General features: G+C 33.7%; 16 protein-coding genes. 3 read left to right on the top strand and 13 right to left on the bottom strand.

From position 1 onward, the window contains the following. Nucleotide 1: 1 nt before the first annotated feature. From QE109_RS03825 to QE109_RS03880, 12 genes are all read right to left on the bottom strand, one after another. Nucleotides 2-1,561 carry a response regulator gene (locus QE109_RS03825; protein WP_281093074.1) on the bottom strand — a complete coding sequence of 520 codons (1,560 nt, stop codon included), beginning with the start codon at nucleotides 1,559-1,561 and terminating at the stop codon, nucleotides 2-4. Continuing rightward, complete coding sequence (locus QE109_RS03830; RefSeq protein ID WP_281093075.1) at nucleotides 1,555-3,060, bottom strand: sensor histidine kinase; 1,506 nt, start codon at nucleotides 3,058-3,060, stop codon at nucleotides 1,555-1,557. Before QE109_RS03830 ends, QE109_RS03825 begins: the two co-directional genes overlap by 7 nt. A gap of 8 nt (nucleotides 3,061-3,068) precedes the next feature. Continuing rightward, nucleotides 3,069-4,028, bottom strand: coding sequence for a substrate-binding domain-containing protein (locus tag QE109_RS03835; protein WP_281093076.1), 960 nt, complete (start codon nucleotides 4,026-4,028; stop codon nucleotides 3,069-3,071). 180 nt (nucleotides 4,029-4,208) lie between these two features. Further along, complete coding sequence (locus QE109_RS03840) at nucleotides 4,209-7,061, bottom strand: bifunctional diguanylate cyclase/phosphodiesterase (protein ID WP_281093077.1); 2,853 nt, start codon at nucleotides 7,059-7,061, stop codon at nucleotides 4,209-4,211. An 85-nt stretch (nucleotides 7,062-7,146) separates the two neighbouring features. Beyond that, entirely contained in the window at nucleotides 7,147-7,695 is a 549-nt protein-coding gene (locus tag QE109_RS03845) for an NUDIX hydrolase (RefSeq protein WP_281093078.1), read from the bottom strand. Nucleotides 7,696-7,755: 60 nt separating this feature from the next. Then, the gene (locus QE109_RS03850) at nucleotides 7,756-8,190 is read right to left on the bottom strand and encodes an NUDIX domain-containing protein (protein ID WP_281093079.1); all 435 of its coding nucleotides are present in this window, start codon (nucleotides 8,188-8,190) and stop codon (nucleotides 7,756-7,758) included. A gap of 45 nt (nucleotides 8,191-8,235) precedes the next feature. Then, on the bottom strand, nucleotides 8,236-9,417 hold the full coding sequence (locus tag QE109_RS03855) for an aminotransferase-like domain-containing protein (protein WP_281093080.1): 1,182 nt from the start codon (nucleotides 9,415-9,417) through the stop codon (nucleotides 8,236-8,238). 27 nt (nucleotides 9,418-9,444) lie between these two features. Further along, nucleotides 9,445-10,083, bottom strand: coding sequence for a GntR family transcriptional regulator (locus QE109_RS03860; protein ID WP_281093081.1), 639 nt, complete (start codon nucleotides 10,081-10,083; stop codon nucleotides 9,445-9,447). 233 nt (nucleotides 10,084-10,316) lie between these two features. Beyond that, complete coding sequence (gene ndk / locus QE109_RS03865) at nucleotides 10,317-10,715, bottom strand: nucleoside-diphosphate kinase (RefSeq protein WP_281093082.1); 399 nt, start codon at nucleotides 10,713-10,715, stop codon at nucleotides 10,317-10,319. Between the two features lie 250 nt (nucleotides 10,716-10,965). Next, a complete protein-coding gene (locus tag QE109_RS03870; protein WP_281093083.1) occupies nucleotides 10,966-11,652 on the bottom strand; it encodes a hypothetical protein in 687 nt (228 codons plus the stop codon). Then, complete coding sequence (locus QE109_RS03875; RefSeq protein ID WP_281093084.1) at nucleotides 11,649-12,518, bottom strand: hypothetical protein; 870 nt, start codon at nucleotides 12,516-12,518, stop codon at nucleotides 11,649-11,651. Before QE109_RS03875 ends, QE109_RS03870 begins: the two co-directional genes overlap by 4 nt. 9 nt (nucleotides 12,519-12,527) lie before the next feature. Beyond that, nucleotides 12,528-12,698 carry a rubredoxin gene (locus tag QE109_RS03880; protein WP_281093085.1) on the bottom strand — a complete coding sequence of 57 codons (171 nt, stop codon included), beginning with the start codon at nucleotides 12,696-12,698 and terminating at the stop codon, nucleotides 12,528-12,530. Between the two features lie 160 nt (nucleotides 12,699-12,858). Between QE109_RS03880 and QE109_RS03885 the strand changes: the two genes are divergently transcribed. The 3 genes from QE109_RS03885 (at nucleotide 12,859) to QE109_RS03895 (ending at nucleotide 15,354) form a co-directional block, all read left to right on the top strand. Beyond that, nucleotides 12,859-13,398, top strand: a complete 540-nt coding sequence (locus tag QE109_RS03885; protein WP_281093086.1) for a cob(I)yrinic acid a,c-diamide adenosyltransferase — start codon at nucleotides 12,859-12,861, stop codon at nucleotides 13,396-13,398. 38 nt (nucleotides 13,399-13,436) lie between these two features. Continuing rightward, nucleotides 13,437-14,321, top strand: coding sequence for an ADP-ribosylglycohydrolase family protein (locus tag QE109_RS03890; RefSeq protein ID WP_281093087.1), 885 nt, complete (start codon nucleotides 13,437-13,439; stop codon nucleotides 14,319-14,321). Nucleotides 14,322-14,460: 139 nt separating this feature from the next. Further along, a complete protein-coding gene (locus tag QE109_RS03895) occupies nucleotides 14,461-15,354 on the top strand; it encodes a metallophosphoesterase family protein (RefSeq protein WP_281093088.1) in 894 nt (297 codons plus the stop codon). Here the strand turns inward: QE109_RS03895 and QE109_RS03900 are convergent. Next, nucleotides 15,332-16,474, bottom strand: a complete 1,143-nt coding sequence (locus tag QE109_RS03900; RefSeq protein ID WP_281093089.1) for a DUF418 domain-containing protein — start codon at nucleotides 16,472-16,474, stop codon at nucleotides 15,332-15,334. The two genes, QE109_RS03895 and QE109_RS03900, sit on opposite strands and share 23 nt — an antisense overlap.

The raw sequence follows: 16,474 nt of genomic DNA on the forward strand, positions 1-16,474 counted from the left end.
ATTAACGGTAGATTTTCTGATAATCCTTTGGCGTGAGTCCTTCAAACTTCTTAAAAGCTCTAATAAAATAACTCGTATCATTATAGCCCACTTTAAAACAAATATCCTTTATGCTATATTCTCCACTTCTAAGCATTTCTTTGCTTGTTTCTATTCGCAGTTCTGTCAAATATTCTTTAAAGGTTACCCCTGTATCATCTTTGAAAACTTTTGAAAGATATTGTGGCGTTACATTGAGTCGGAGCGCCAAGTCCTCTAGAGTAATTTCCCCTTTGTAATCACTTTTTAAAGCGTCAATTGCACTAAGCGTAATCACATTAAACGATTCACTTTGCATTTTTGCATATGCAGAAAACCATTCCGATACTTTTTTTTCAAAATACTGCAATTTGGCCATAGGAGATCTTCCTGCGATTTCTACAAGATAGTGATGACTAATTTCTTCTTCCTTAGTTTTGTTAGTCATGCGATGGCTTCTGTTATAGACAAGCACTAATAATTCTATAAGGATAGCTTCTGCATATTCAGTGGTTCGCTTATGGTTAAGCATCTGGATATACTCTCCCTCAAAGTACTTTAGCGTTGTTTTAAAGGACTTGTTTCGGTTAACAAAATCATTAAAAAGCTGATTCTTGATTTTTTCAAAAGTATCATATGTCGCTTCAGTTTCTTTTAAATCATGCATATCACTTACAGATTTATCTGAAACCCGCATTGCAAGAAGTGATTCAGTGTATGAATCCCTTAATTGTTCAACTGGTTTTTCTGTACCTATTCCAATCCTTACTCTTAGTTTAAAACGTTCCATAATAAGCTGTGCTAAGTTATTCCAAAAATTTATGTCATTATCTTCTTCCACATATACGAAAATACGATTTAAAAAAGGATTACTCACAATCGCTGATTTATGATATTTTATATGCGTTTTCAAGTAATCTGCACAGTCATATAGCTTTTGGTTATAGTTACTCAAATCACCCGAGTCAGTATCTAGTGGTAGTTTATCAAACTCAATTGTTATTAGTCCCCCCTTTAAAAAAGGGACTTCCAGTAGTTCTCGATAATGTGCCATGTATTTTAGTATATTTCTGTTAAGCAAAATAGAATTAAAAAAATTACTTTCCACCAATTGTATAGATTGATAATATTTTTCAATATTATCTAATTCTTTATTTCTAAGTTCTTCTTCGAGTTCTACTTTGGTTTCAATAGAACTAATCACTTCAATGAGTTTACTTTTAGAAAGTGGTTTTAAGATATAGTCCTCTACATCAAATTTAACAGCTTCTTTTGCATATTCAAAGTGATCATATGCTGAGACTATTATTATTTTTACCATCTGATTGACTTTCCGTATACGTTCAATAAACTCCAATCCATTCATACCAGGCATTTTTATGTCCGTCATAATAACATTGGGTCTAAAATGTTCCACTTTAATTAAACCCTCTCTACTGTTCTTTGCAGTTTCTATTGCTATATTCTTAAATTGCGAACTTAGTACCTGTGTTACCGATTCCAAAACTATAGCTTCATCATCTACAATCAATACTCTCAGCATGTAGTGTCATCCTTTCTAGGGAGTGAGATAATTACTCGTGTAAATTCATTGATTTTGCTCTCAAAAATCATGATACCTTCAGCCTCAAAAAAGTGGTTGAGTCTATCATATACATTACCCAGTCCAAGACCTGTTGTATGACCACCTCGTTCTGACATTTTTCTAAAATCACCTCTATTTAACTTTTCAAGATCATGAAAAGGTATACCTTCACCGTTATCTGTAATTTCAATTTTAACACCATTGGTTGTTGCATATGCCTTGACTTCGATCACACCAGCTTCGGTTTTATTTTTAAAGCCATGGATTAATGCATTTTCTAGCAAAGGCTGAAGAATTAAAGGCGGCATCTCTATATCAGTGACTTGTTCATCCAGGTCAAATATAAAACTGAACTGTTCTCCAAAACGAACTTGCATAAGTGCATAGTACTTTTTAGCATTACTAAACTCATCACTCAGCTTTACTTTGTTCTGAAGTGACTGAATATTATACCTAAATAATGTTGAAAGTACCTCTAAAAAATTACCTGTTCTTTCAGCATCTTCAATGATTGCAAGTTGTACACCCGCGTTAAGTGTATTAAATAGGAAGTGTGGATTTATTTGAGATTGCAAGGCCATAAGTTCAGCTTGATTGAGTGAATTTTGCATCTTCAACTTTTCCGTTTCAGAAACCCTTAACTTGTTCTCCGTTTCAACTTTATCTCTAAGTTCAGAGATATATTCTTGAATATGTGATGCCATATCATAAAACGTATCACGTAAAAGCTCCGCTTCTTTAAAGTGATTACCTTTTTCTCTTTCAAAATGGTATTTTCCTTTAGCAATATCTTCGGCTTGTTTACTTAGTGCTTCGATAGGCCCAGTGACATTGGTTGAAAAAGTAAAGACAAACAATATACTAAGTACAATAAGTAAAGCTACAATAACAACCAATCCCAATTGTATTTCGTCAAATTTCTCAGTTAAAATCATATAATTTTGAAGGTTAACTTTAAAGTCCATTCTTTCTAGATTTGATACTTTAAGATCAATATAACTGCTTATTTTTAAAAGGTTTGTGTAAGACGCTAGATAACCTTCAGTATTACGGCCTCTTTTATATTCAATGGCGTTTTCGGAAGCATCTAAATAGGCATTTAGTAATTTCCCAATGTTTTGCATCTGTAAACTGGATGAATAGATGCTATCTGTATCAATTATCGCACTAGCTCTATCCGCTAAAAGATTATAATAATTTAGATATTGAACAAAACTGTCCGAATTTTTTGATGCAAGGTAAGCTTCTAGATTTGTTTCAAATTGATCCATTTCTTCGTTCATCTCATTGAGCATAATACTTGTAGTAAACATCTCATTAATTTGCTTATTTACTTTGAATGTAGCATAAAAAGTATATACAAAACCCGTTAAAAAGCAAAGCAAAATAACAAGCATAAATGTGAATACTTTTCGCTTTAAAGTATTATGAAATAAGAGGTTTTTTAATCGCTTCATCTATTCACCTACTCAATTCCCAGATTACGTTGTTCCAAAGTTTCAAAAGGAACATTTACATAGGTGGAAACGCCTTCACCTTGGATGACACGGTTCAAAAAATAAACAGACATGTTTCCAATTTCTTCATAATCCTCTACAATACTCGCCGTTATTAGTCGCTTCTCTATACCATCTTTAATTTCTGCTGTGTCACCACTTGCAACAATCTTGATATCTCCCACTTTGTTTCGATCGACCAAGACTCTTATAATTCGGTTAACATCAACTGGATCAGTACAGATCAAGACGTTTATAGGACTATCCTCTTTTAAAATATCGTCCATAAGCAATTCTGCTCTGATGCTATTTGAATACTTGATTATTGAAAGGTTTAAATTGTCATTTTTTGTGACTATATCTTGTATACCGTTGATAAAATTGTTAGTTGCAATAGATTCTTCATCAATATACTCACTCCCTAAAATAACACCAATATTTTTAGGTCCGTCTACAGCCTTAATCGCAAGTGTTGCTGCATGTCTCCCTAAGTTGTATTTATTAGTCCCTATATAGACATCTCGAAGTGAATCTGGCGCGTCATTTCCAACAGTAATGATGTCAATCCCTCCCGCCTTACATTTATCAATTTCTTCACTGGCAATTGCATTATTACTTAGTCTTAGAATCACACCATCTACTTGAGTTATAACCACCATTTCAATGACATCTTCAAGTGAATCATCGCCAACTTCATAGACTTCATAGACCGAGTCAAGTTCTTTGATCGCAGCATCAACACCACCTATAAAACGCTCATAGGCGTACGAACTTATGTCATCTGTGATCACTGCATAATGATATTTTTCTTCAGAAAAAGTCTCTTTTTCAAATAGTGCAGCTTGGTTGATTTTATTAAAAGTGATTATACTCAGTATAATCAAAGCCGTAACAATGGCAAATTCAAGCGCTTGTATAATATATTTCATTTATTTCCCACTTTTCTTTTAGCGTTCGTATTCTTCTATATTATAATAGAGCGTCCTATAATTTACAAATGATGTTCATAAAAGTACAAAAGAAAAGTACCACAATATTATCTGAAATAGAAATTCGTTTTTTAAAATTAGTACGATTTCTATATAAATAAAACTGTGGTACTTTTAAATCTAGAGTCGTTTTTCCATGCTCCAATTGATAAAATCATCTAATCTCATTGGTTTTGAAAAAAGATAGCCCTGCCCAAAGTCACAACCATTTTCCAAAAGATATGCCATCTGTTCCGGCGTTTCTATACCTTCTGCTACAACAGAAAGCTTAAGACTGCTGGCAAGTGCCAGTATCGCATTGATTATTTCAACACTGGTTTGATCTAGCGATTCTGCAATAAAAGATCTATCAATTTTAAGGTGATTGATTTCTAAGTTCTTTAGATAGGAAAGGGATGAATACCCTGTACCAAAGTCATCTACAGCTATACTGATTCCCAAATTTCTCAGCTGCTCTATGACATTTTGTGCTTTTACAATATCGTTCAAAAATAGTCCTTCAGTCACTTCAAAAGTTAATCTCTTTGTATCTACGCGATGCTTATCAATAAGCATTTTTACATCTTCAATAAAATTCGGGTGATAAAATTGAACAACTGATATATTTACAGCAACCGATAACTTATCATGCCCCATTTGAGTCATATAGTTAAGATTCTCCATTGCCTCGTTTAAGACCCATTTTCCAATACTCACAATCAGCTTGGTGTCTTCAGCTATTGGGATAAAATCAACTGGTGAAATCAATCCTAACTTTTCGGATTGCCATCTGATTAAAGCTTCAACAGCAACGACCTTTTGAGAATTAAGTGCCACGATGGGTTGATAGGTCAGATAAAACTCATTACGCTCAACAGCATGTGTAAGTTCGTTGATTAATTCCATCCGTTTCCTTACATGCTCATTCATATGTGCGCTGTAAAAAGAATATCCGCCTCTATTTCCCTCTTTGGCGTGGTTTAGCGCTACATTAGCATATTTAAATAGATCGATAGGATCACTTGTATCGTTTGGATAAGTACTTGCACCAATTGAACAACTTACAGAAACCTCATGAAAAGAGGTTAACACAGGCATCTTAAATAGTTCCAAAATATCTTCACATTTTAGAATTAAACTCTCTACATCTTGTGCTTTATAGATAAATCCAAACTCATCTCCGCCTATTCTAAACAGTAAATCCTTGTCATTTACCAATTCACTTAACCGGTTGGCAATAATTTGGATTACCTCATCCCCAATTTTAAATGAGTATGCATCGTTGATTTTTCGAAGTTCATCAATACCAATTGAAATTAACGACACAAATGGCATATCTAAGTCACTCTCAATATCCCTTAAAATATTGAGTAGTGCTTTTTTGTTTAACAAGTCCGTATGTGCATCAAAATTTTCAAGATAATCAATAATTCTATCTTTTTTGATACGCTCATCAATTTCGTCCTTTAGTCTTTCGTTTTGTACATTGAGTTTATCAATCGTATCCCTAATTTCAGTTTGCATCTCATTAAAAGCGTATGATAGTTTTCCGATTTCATCACTTGATGTGATTTCCAAATGAGTGGAATAGTGATTATAACGCATCTCTTTTACAGCTTCCGTCAACACATTTAGCTTACGTGTTAACTTAGAATTATAAAGCATAATAAACGCCAAAACGAAAAAAGTTATGATAATTGCGATATATAATTGCTCTTTCAGTGCAACTTTTGATTGATTATTGATTTGCTTCTCTGAATTATAATACATACTGAAAACTTCACTTTTAGGTAGGACAATCGCAATCGTCCAGCTATCTTCTAAAAAGCCCTGTTCTGTGCTCCATGTCTGAAAATCATCTATTTTCATAGCGTTAATATAGTACGCTTCTCCTTCAATTTGAACTTCTGTCAATTGATCAAATTCTTCAAAATTAAGCTTTTGTACATCCACATAGGCACTATCATTTAAATTTCGCTCTAAGGTATTAAATCCCTGTTCGTTTACCTTTATACTATCATCAGCACTATTAAATCCCATTTTAACTTGGCCGTATTCATTAATCGCAAAAACATTCCCATTTGATTGGATCAGCATGGCAAAACCATTTTGCCCTAATTCTAGCTCCTCAGTATACTCTATAAAATGAGACAAAGGAATATCATAAGCAATTTGACCTATAAACGTTCCATTTTCCGGTGACCAAATAGGATAAGTCATCCCAATATTAACTTCGCCTGTAATACCATCTTGAACTGGTTTGCCTGTTCTAACTAATTTTTTATCACCAATTCCGACTTTGTTTTTAAGCTCAGTCCAATCTTCAATAAGACCAGGATTAAAAGTTTGCCAAATAGGAAGGTCGTATAATTCAGGGTAGACATCATATACACTTGTACCAATATTTACCCATGGAGACATACGCGTAAAATCCATATCTTCTCCACCAGTAAAATAAATCTGAATCTTATTTGCACCATATTTTGCGAAACTTGGAAAATATAAATCCAAAATTGACGTTTGTTTTATTAACTTTTCCACATTTGGTAAAATTTCATTATTATCATCTAGTAAATACCGCCCTAAAAATACAGTGGATGGCTCATCCATCTGATTTTGGCTCCAATTTCCATTGTTGATCAAATGATCTTGAAAAAAAGGTGCATTCATTGCAGTTTCTATTTCAGGCATCATTTCATCATAGTGATCAAAATAAGATTGGACAGTATGACCTAATATATCAATTTCATCAAAATATTTATCGTATTCTGATTGTAAATTCGAAGCAATTTCTTTTAGATGATCTGCATAAAAATTAACCACGAGCTGATTAAGTTCTTGGTCCATTGTTTCCAAAGTTTGACTAGAAAGTTTTGCAACACTCAATTGAGTATACAAAATAATGGTTACAATTCCAATCATTACAATTAAAATTGTACTTAGAGTTATCTTAAAATTTAGACTAGATTTATACCGCTCGTAAAGTTTTCTCATTGCTACCACCTATTTAACTTACTTCCTAAATACTTTATACCCATTTCATAATACTATAATAACCTTACAACAGATATTAGTAATTTTAAAACTTACCCGTTGTCTTTTCAACCATTCTAAGTACAGAGGGACTATTCGTTAACTTCAATACTTCCTCAATTGGAATCCATTTTAAGTCATTTGATTCATCACTGATCATTATAGATTCTTTGGCTGTTTGGCGAATTAAAAACCTCACATCATAATGAAAATGAGCGGGTAAATGTTTTCTCTCTGGAATCTCATGCACATCCACATCAAAGATTTCTCGCTCTAAAAACTCAAGTTTAGTAAGGCCTGATTCTTCCATTGCTTCTCTCAGAGCTGCTTCATGTATGGACTCACCTATCTCAGTATGCCCCCCTAATTGAAGCCATTTATTGAGTTTTTTATGATGGGTCATTAGTACTTTTTCAAAGTGATAATCCAGCAACCAAATAGAGGCTGTAATATGTCCTTTTGAATTGGTATTTCCAAAGACATCTTCATTACTGGATAAAAATGCAGAGGTTAATTTCAAACTATTTTTGTCATTAATATCATACGGCTTATACTGGCTAAGCAAATCCAACAACTCTTCTTTATATCGATCCATAATTACCTCACTACATAAAAATAAAGCCTTTGCGCGTCACCGAGCAAAAGCTTTTGTCGATTAATACACATTGCTATCCATCAAGAGTTCCTGCAGAAAGGGTGTCAATTGATCAATATCAATTTCTTGTAAATCGCACCATTTAGTGCATATTAATTCTTCGTCATCGTGCTTGGGAAGTAGTGATTTTATATCTTTTAACTTGATCTTAAAGATAAAACCCACTAAGTGAAGTGTAACTTTCCCTAAATTATCATCTACGAAATTGACAACTACAGAATCAGATTTCACATAACTTTGATCCAAAATTTCAAGACCAGTCTCTTCTAAAACTTCTCTTATCAAGGTTGTTTCAGGTGATTCGCCATATTCTATTCTGCCACCAGGCAAATCCCATAAGCCTTTAAAAGGACCTTTTGACTTTTGAACCAGTAGAATTTTATTTGATTCTACGATCATACCATAAACTGCAAATTGTTGAAGCCTCTGAACCATAAAAACCTCGCATAAATTTTCAGGATACAGTTTATGTTAAACAAACTATATCACATCTTTTAATATTTTACCCAATCTTGTAATACCCTCAACAATTTTTTCTTCCGGCATATTCGAAAAATTTAATCTCATAAAGTTTTCTTGTCCACCATTTGGGAAAAATGAACCGCCAGGTACAAAAGCCACTTTGTTTTCAACTGCTTTCACTAAGACTTCCTTCGTATTTACATGGTTAGGCAACTTCACCCAAGCAAACAAACCACCTGAAGGAATTTCAAACTCTGCTTCTTTAGGAAACTCAGATTTTATCGTTTCAATCATAAGGTCTCGTCTAGTTTTATATACTTTTTTTATATTAGCAATATGTGCATCAAAATCATACATCTCAAGAAACTGATTGAGTTCTCTCTGGCTGATTGAGCTTGATTGTAAATCAGCACCTTGCTTTACAACAATATACTTGTTAAGTACATTCGGAGATGCTAAAACCCAACCAATACGAAGTCCTGGAGAAAATGTCTTAGAAAAAGTACCAAGATATACAACACGACCTTCAGTATCAAAAGATTTAATTGAGCCAATCATTTCGCCTTCAAAACGAAGTTCTCCATATGGGTTATCTTCAATAATCACTAAATTGTATTTATTAGCGATTGCCACCAGTCCTTTTCGTCTTGCCTCTGACCAAGTTCTACCTGAAGGATTTTGAAAATCAGGAATTACATATATAAATTTAGCATTCGGAGTATGATTTATCACCTCTTCTAGATGAGAGAGTACCATCCCTTCATTATCGGTTTGGATCTCTTTAAAACCACATTCATATGCCTTAAAAGCATTTATTGCACCTAAATAACTAGGGCTTTCACATAACACAACATCATTTGGATTCAAAAAAATTTTTCCTGTAAAATCCAAACCCTGCTGCGATCCATTCGTTATCAGAATATCATCTTTATTCGCTTCAATCCCTACATTTAGAAGTCTTTTAGCTATCTTTGTACGCAAAGGATCATAGCCCTCAGTTGTGCTGTACTGAAGCGCTTCTTGTCCCATTTCAGACAAGACTTTTTGTGTAACGACTTTCATTTCTTCAATTGGAAATAATTCAGGGGCAGGTAATCCGCCTGCAAAGGAAATGATATCAGGTTGCTGCGTAAGCTTTAATATCTCTCTAATTTCCGATGCTTTCAATTGTTTCACTCGATCTGAATAAAGATGTTCCATGCTTCGTCCTCCTAAAGTTTAAAAAACTTATGCAAAAAAGTTTTTTGACATCTCTTCTAGGAACAAGCGCGTATGCGATTCAGTTTGTATCCGAGCTTCTTCAGCGTCTCTATTTCGAATTGCATCGGCAATACTGTTTAAAGAAGTAATTAAACCATCGTATTGCTGGATTACATAATGAATCGACTGTAAAAACCTTGCTGTTTTAGTATTTAGCATGTCCAATGTATCGATTAATATGTCGTTTTTTGATGCGGTTCTAATCACCTCATGAAATAGTTGATCGTCTTGAATACAAAGCTTATAATCTTTAATTAGATCATAAGTTGAAAAGCGTTCAATAATTTGAAAAAGAATCTTGATTTCCTCGTCTGTTGCCCTTTTAGCAGCTAATTCAGCTGCAAAAGCCTCAAGGTTTTTCTTGACTTCATATGCACTTTTTACTGTTGCAATATCGATTTGAGTGACGAAAGTACCCACTCTTGGTCTAAACTCAACCAAATCTATCTGAGTCAACTTAATCAAAGCTTCCCTGATTGGTGTTCTACTCACACCAAACTCAGCACTTAATTCCTTTTCATTTATTGGGTCTCCTGGTTTCATCTCAAGTTCTATAATTCTTCGCTTTATTTCTTCATAAATTAAGGGCTTCGATTGTTTCAACATAGCCATCCTCATTGCTTAATAATTTCTTCCCTAATTATACACGAATCTGTCGGTGAAACCAAGAAACATATATTTGCCAACGTTCCTATGAAAATATCTGTGATATATCAGTTATATATTTAAAATATCACTTTTGTTGAACGGATACAATAATTATTGAACAAGTATACAATATTCATTCAAACCGCTTCAGTTCTGCTTATTTTACGCCAGGCTAAATTGCTAAAACCCTATTACCCAAACCAGATATCAACTTCTGTCTGTCCACTCTTTACTGAGTCAGAACCGTGAACACAATTAAATGTTGTCGATTCTGCATAAAGCGCACGGATTGTTCCACTATCAGCTTTTTCTGGATTTGTTGCGCCGTTAATTTTACGCACCTTATCAACCACGTCATCGCCTTCAATAGTTAGCACAACCAATGCACCTGATTTCATAAAAGTAATCAAAGACTTATAAAAAGGTTTACCAATATGTTCACTATAATGTTTTTCCAAGAGTTCATCAGTTGCTACCTGCATCTTCATCGCTGTAATTTCTAATCCTTTATCTTCGTACATACTTAAAATTGCGCCAATTAGTCCTCGACGAACAGCATCGGGTTTAATAATTACAAGTGTTTTTTCCATACTTGCCTCCTCCAATTGTTTATTTCAATATATATACTAAAAATGTATCCTTTAATCATATTTAAAATATTATAAAAGCTTCGCACATTGAGTGCTCATCTTTTGTCACAAACGAGTTGTGACTTAGTAAAAAGCTTCGCACATTGAGTGCTCATCTTTTGTCACAAACGAGTTGTGACTTAAAAAAAAACCATAAAAAGGTATTTAATGTACCCATCTATGGTTTAGATTACGCTCACATATTTTTTTGTTAACTGAGTATCAGTTCCTTGCCAATGTTCTTAGCCGCTTTATAGTAATAAGTGCTCAATCTTTCATCATCATGAATTGAAGCCATCATGTCTGTAACTTCAGCCACTAAAAGATTACAAGGCATCGTAGCTCTTATAGCCTCATATGTTTCAATAGTTGGATCATTGACGATAACATTCATAAGCTCTAGCCTACTTCTTGCAATACTTTTAAAAGGCTTTGGTACTTTACTTAATAGAACAGCACATTCACGAACTGCTGACTTTTGAAGCGAGGGTTGCGAAAGTCTATTATCGATCATTATAAGATAAACACTTTTCCAAAAAAGATAATCATCTTTAGCTTGAATTGTCATTAGTTCTTTTCTCGCATCTACTAGATGACCCATATAATACAATTCAATTGCACCAAGCAAAGTATAAGGAACACGGGTGGTTTTTGGGAATAATGCATTTTTAAGCAGTGAATCCCTTGCAGATATAAAACCAACTTTATCAACACAAACATATAATTTACGCAGTCCTCGATAAAATTGTCGGTGATTTTCTCTTTTATCAAAGTAAGGTATGGCAATTACTAGCAATATGAGCAGCAACAACGCAAGTATCCATTCTCCTGTTAAGAGCCTCGTCAAAGCAATACACAGCAGCAATGTAAAGAAAACTATTTTGGTTATTTTATTCATGGGATTAAACTAAGAATTTCTGTCTCTCTCATTTTAATTTCTTCCACGACTTCATTGTATGGTTTTAAGAAATTGGTGTATTTCCCAATTACAGCATTGAGTAAATAATGCATATCAATAATATCTGTATCTCTAATCATACAACGGCTAGCTGTTAATAAAAATCGATCCATTTTAGGTGCGTCTTTCATCAGTTTTCTATATAAATATTCCGATATTTTTTTATCATGTACATCCAACAAAGAGTAGTACAAATTTAGGTCACTATTTTTATAGTATTTAAAGATTACTTCTCTTACTTTTGCGTGACCTTGATCTTTTTTAATCTGTCTAAGCGCAAGCATATCATATTTTAATTTTCTATAGGTCATATCAAAGTTTTTATACTTAATATTAATTTCATTTTCATCAGTAATATCAAGCGTTTCTCTCTCTTTAAAAATTCTTTGGTAGTTGTTCTTTAAGAAATCTTCTCCTAAAAGTGAAATTAAATAACTGATAATTGCATTGGATTCAATACCTTTTTGAATCATTAACGCACCAGAACCTAACATTACGATTTTTGAAAAGTAGACATCACTCTCGTCAAAGTTATATGCATAGCATTCAATTACATCGGATATCACTTCAGTTGATAATTCAGAAGCCAAAAGCGAGATAAACAAATGGAATGTATGATCCACTTTGTAAAGCGGTGAACTTGTAATTGCATCAATATTTTTCGCCTTAGCTACGTCATTTGCTTTTGCAACGAGTTTAATATAATTTATAAGTCTAAATTTATCTGTGATCGGTAGTGTTTTTATTCTATTAAGTTCGAAAGTACTTTCAAAGTATTCAGTAATGTGATCATATTTGTTTATCATCTCAGCCTCCTATTTGTTTTGCTCAACTGGTACAAATGCCATCTTTGGTTGATTACAGGTTGGACATCTCCAATCCTCAGGTAAATCTTCAAAAGCAGTTCCCTTTGGGATGTCATGCATCCAATCGCCACGTTCTGGCTTATACAAGTAACTACATACAGTACATTGATATTGTCCCATTTTGACCTCCAATTGGAATTGATAGAAGAAAATAACCAAATCTCCCTCATTATTATTATATCACGTGGTTTTGTAAATTATAGTATAAAAAAATCAAAAAGTGTTTTTATAAAAAAACAGGGTACATAATGAAATAACGAAATATTAACGGGAGGAAATTATGCTAAAAATTTACACAAGAACTGGTGACAGTGGCGAAACTAGCTTGTATGACGGCGCGAGAGTACCAAAAGATTCTGTTAGGGTTGAAAGTTATGGCACTATTGATGAACTTAATTCTATGCTTGGACTTGCTAGACAGTATACCTCAGATAAAGAAATCACTGATATCCTTTTAAAGATGCAGCGTTCATTATTCAATGTAGCCGGCGAGTTGGCGACAACAGTTGGTGAAAACTTCCCTGAAAAAGTCTCAGACGTCGATGTTAAATGGCTTGAAGAGACCATTGATCATTATCTAGATTTAATGAATAGAAATGAAGTTTTCCAGTTCATTATACCTGGAAGTAATTTATTAAGTGCAACTTTACACGTGGCAAGAACAATTTGTCGTAGAGCTGAACGTAGAATTTTATCTTTACACGAGGAATCTCAAGTTAGACCTGAACTTATGAAATATGTCAATCGCTTGTCTGATACGCTTTATGCTATTGCTAGGTATTCTGAAACAGATCTTATAAGGGTTGAATTTAAAAAATAATACAAGTCCAATTGAAATTCCCATGAGAGGAGGTTTATATGGAACGTTTAAAAGGCATGCTATTTGGTGCATTTGTCGCTGATGCGTATGCTCTCGGACTACACTGGGTATATGACACTGAAAAATTGAGTCAAGAACAAGACAAACTTGACGGCTTCATTACCCCTTCTAAAGGAAGCTTTCATTTTGGTAAAAGACGTGGTGAATTTACACATTATGGAGATCAAAGTTTATTATTGCTAAAAAGCATCTCTTCAAATAACGGCTTTTCACTTGATGTTTTTAAAACGCATTGGTTAACTTTTATGTCAAAATATGAAGGTTATATGGATCATGCTACAAAAGAAACGTTGAATACATTAGATGACAGGACGCATTTCGGTTCATCTTCAGATGAACTAGGTGGTTTTGCTAGAGTTGCACCTTTAATTTACTATCATTTCGACGATCCACTTCTTAAAAAATATATTGAAAAACAAACTAGACTCACACACAATAACGATCTCGTTGTTAACTTTAGCAGCTTTGCTGTTGACTTACTTTTAGAACTTATTATTGGAAAACCAATTATCGAAACAATCGATAAAGTTTCAGAAAACTATCCTATGATAAAAGATTGGGTAGAAATGATTAAACCAAGATTATCCGAAGATACTGTGACAGTTATAAAAGACATTGGACAAAGCTGTTCTAGTCAATTTGCAATACCTGCTACACTCTATCTCACATTGAAATACCACGATAACTTTGAAGAAGCAATGAAACAAAACGTACTCTCTGGTGGAGATTCAGCTGGTAGAGGTATGGTTGTAGGTATGTTTCTAGGGGCCAGTTTAGGTTTTTCAAAAATTCCACCTCAGTGGTGTCAATCGTTATTGGCTTATGACTTAATCAATGGGTTTACCGAACACAAACTCATTTGAAAAATCACCTCATATAATTACATTCACTATGAAACAACTTTAGAAAAGTTTGAAAATCACATAAAATTTTCAAACTTTTCTTTTAATTTTTTGGAAGTTTTTTTATTGTAAAGGGTATAATTAAGTTGGAGGCGATATCATGTTCACATCTAAGAAACTACTCTCGGCATATGAAAAAGCAACAAAAATTCCCTTTGATGAACATTCAAAATATATTTTTTTTAGCGATGTACACCGAGGAGACAATAGTCTATCCGATGAATTTGCGCATAATCAAAATATTTATAACTTTGCACTACAATACTATTTAGATGCTGGTTTCACTTATATTGAAGTGGGGGACGGCGATGAACTATGGGAACAAAGTAATTTTCAAGTTATTCGCTATGCACATAGTGACGTTTTTATGATTTTAAGACAATTTTACGATCTTGATCGTTTTATTATGCTCTATGGCAATCACAATATGGCATTCAAAAACCCAAAACACACAAAAAAACAACTCTTTAGTTTTTACGACGAATACAAAGAGTTCTTTAGCGAGCTATTTCCTAATATAGAGGTTAAAGAGGCCGTTGTCCTTGAAAACAAAAAAATTCCTGTTGAGATTTTCGTTGTACACGGGCACCAAGGTGATTTCATCAACGACCAAATATGGCCAGTTATGAGGTTACTTAATCGATATTTTTGGAGATTCTTTCACATCGTTGGCTTGAAAAATCCAGCTAGCCCTGCGAAGAATGCACATAAGCGGCATAAAATCGAAAAAAACTATTCGAAATTTATTGCCGCTTATCATAAAACATTAATCGTTGGTCACACACATAGACCGAAATTCCCCAAACCAGATGAACTGCCTTATTTCAATACAGGGTGTTGTATACATCCTCGCAACATTACAGGCATCGAGATTGAAAATAACCATATCGCACTTATTGAATGGAGAATCTCACCTAGTGATAATGGTACATTACAAATTATTAGACGCATCATAAGAGGTCCAAGACCACTTAGCGATTTTGCAAGTAAGTAAGTTTACGCCACAACCACTCACAAGGTCCATATTTATGTGATTTCAACCACAAATTACTAATTACCACTTGAATCACATAAAAAACAAGTGCCAATAAGATATAATCAGGCTGATGTAGTGATCCAAATTTACCAAGACCATAGCCATAAAAATAAGTTGTGAAAAATACCGTTTGAACTAAATAGTTGGTCAATGCCATTTGCCCTGCCGCTGCCAGTGGTTTAACAATTTTCTTAAACCTCTCACTATTGTAAAGTAGAATTAGAGCAGATGCATAAGCAAACGCACCACTAAGCGTTAACAGTTCATCAAAAAAAACTGCAACTTGTGGATTTTTTAGATTTACCATAGCAAAAACATATCCAAAAATTATGATCAAAGATAAAGCTGCAGTAAGCATAAAAAAACGACGAATTTGTATGAGGTTTTCTTTAATCTTGTTAAAAATATTCATTTTTCCTATTGCATATCCTATTGTGAAAAGCCCCAAGATCTTGATGATTACAAATATTAAATTGAGTAATGTAATCGGTACTTCATTCCCTAACCTATACGCGACCATAGTCAAATAATTTGGTTGCTTATAAGCATCTATCGATGCTTGAATCATTTCACTTTGAAGTGCTACTTCGCTACTTCCTTGAGCGATAACAAATAAAGCAGTTGAAAAAAGAAGTAAAATACCAGCTTGTTTTATTAAGGCCTTATGGTCCTTTTTCCTCATACTGAAAAGTATAAAACCGGTTACTGCGTAAACATGCAGTATATCACCATGCCATACAAATATTAAATGTATTACTCCCATAAACATCAATAGCCATAAACGACGCTTATAATAATATTCATTTTCAAGAGGATTACCAGGTTTATTTAAAAAATAATAAAAACCCAATCCAAAAAGCATTGAAAATAATGTGTAAAATTTACCTACTGCAAAGATATGGATTGCCCATGATGCCATTTGATCTAATAAATCTACATGTAATAAAGGAGACGCGACATATGAATACATAGTCGCGTCTATCATAGTTAAATTTACAAGTAAAACACCAAACAGCGCAAAGCAACGGATAACATCCATCTCTATTACTCTCTTTTGACGTTCAACAGGCGAAGTCAT

The organism is Fusibacter bizertensis (genome assembly GCF_029914245.1).
GTDB lineage: Bacteria > Bacillota > Clostridia > Peptostreptococcales > Acidaminobacteraceae > Fusibacter_C > Fusibacter_C bizertensis.

Bases quoted from the DNA above. Each gene is read 5' to 3' on its own strand.
- QE109_RS03825 (WP_281093074.1), bottom strand. From the start codon at position 1,561: ATGCTGAGAGTATTGATTGTAGATGATGAAGCTATAGTTTTGGAATCG.
- QE109_RS03830 (WP_281093075.1), bottom strand. From the start codon at position 3,060: ATGAAGCGATTAAAAAACCTCTTATTTCATAATACTTTAAAGCGAAAA.
- QE109_RS03835 (WP_281093076.1), bottom strand. From the start codon at position 4,028: ATGAAATATATTATACAAGCGCTTGAATTTGCCATTGTTACGGCTTTG.
- QE109_RS03840 (WP_281093077.1), bottom strand. From the start codon at position 7,061: ATGAGAAAACTTTACGAGCGGTATAAATCTAGTCTAAATTTTAAGATA.
- QE109_RS03845 (WP_281093078.1), bottom strand. From the start codon at position 7,695: ATGGATCGATATAAAGAAGAGTTGTTGGATTTGCTTAGCCAGTATAAG.
- QE109_RS03850 (WP_281093079.1), bottom strand. From the start codon at position 8,190: ATGGTTCAGAGGCTTCAACAATTTGCAGTTTATGGTATGATCGTAGAA.
- QE109_RS03855 (WP_281093080.1), bottom strand. From the start codon at position 9,417: ATGGAACATCTTTATTCAGATCGAGTGAAACAATTGAAAGCATCGGAA.
- QE109_RS03860 (WP_281093081.1), bottom strand. From the start codon at position 10,083: ATGTTGAAACAATCGAAGCCCTTAATTTATGAAGAAATAAAGCGAAGA.
- ndk (WP_281093082.1), bottom strand. From the start codon at position 10,715: ATGGAAAAAACACTTGTAATTATTAAACCCGATGCTGTTCGTCGAGGA.
- QE109_RS03870 (WP_281093083.1), bottom strand. From the start codon at position 11,652: ATGAATAAAATAACCAAAATAGTTTTCTTTACATTGCTGCTGTGTATT.
- QE109_RS03875 (WP_281093084.1), bottom strand. From the start codon at position 12,518: ATGATAAACAAATATGATCACATTACTGAATACTTTGAAAGTACTTTC.
- QE109_RS03880 (WP_281093085.1), bottom strand. From the start codon at position 12,698: ATGGGACAATATCAATGTACTGTATGTAGTTACTTGTATAAGCCAGAA.
- QE109_RS03885 (WP_281093086.1), top strand. From the start codon at position 12,859: ATGCTAAAAATTTACACAAGAACTGGTGACAGTGGCGAAACTAGCTTG.
- QE109_RS03890 (WP_281093087.1), top strand. From the start codon at position 13,437: ATGGAACGTTTAAAAGGCATGCTATTTGGTGCATTTGTCGCTGATGCG.
- QE109_RS03895 (WP_281093088.1), top strand. From the start codon at position 14,461: ATGTTCACATCTAAGAAACTACTCTCGGCATATGAAAAAGCAACAAAA.
- QE109_RS03900 (WP_281093089.1), bottom strand. From the start codon at position 16,474: ATGACTTCGCCTGTTGAACGTCAAAAGAGAGTAATAGAGATGGATGTT.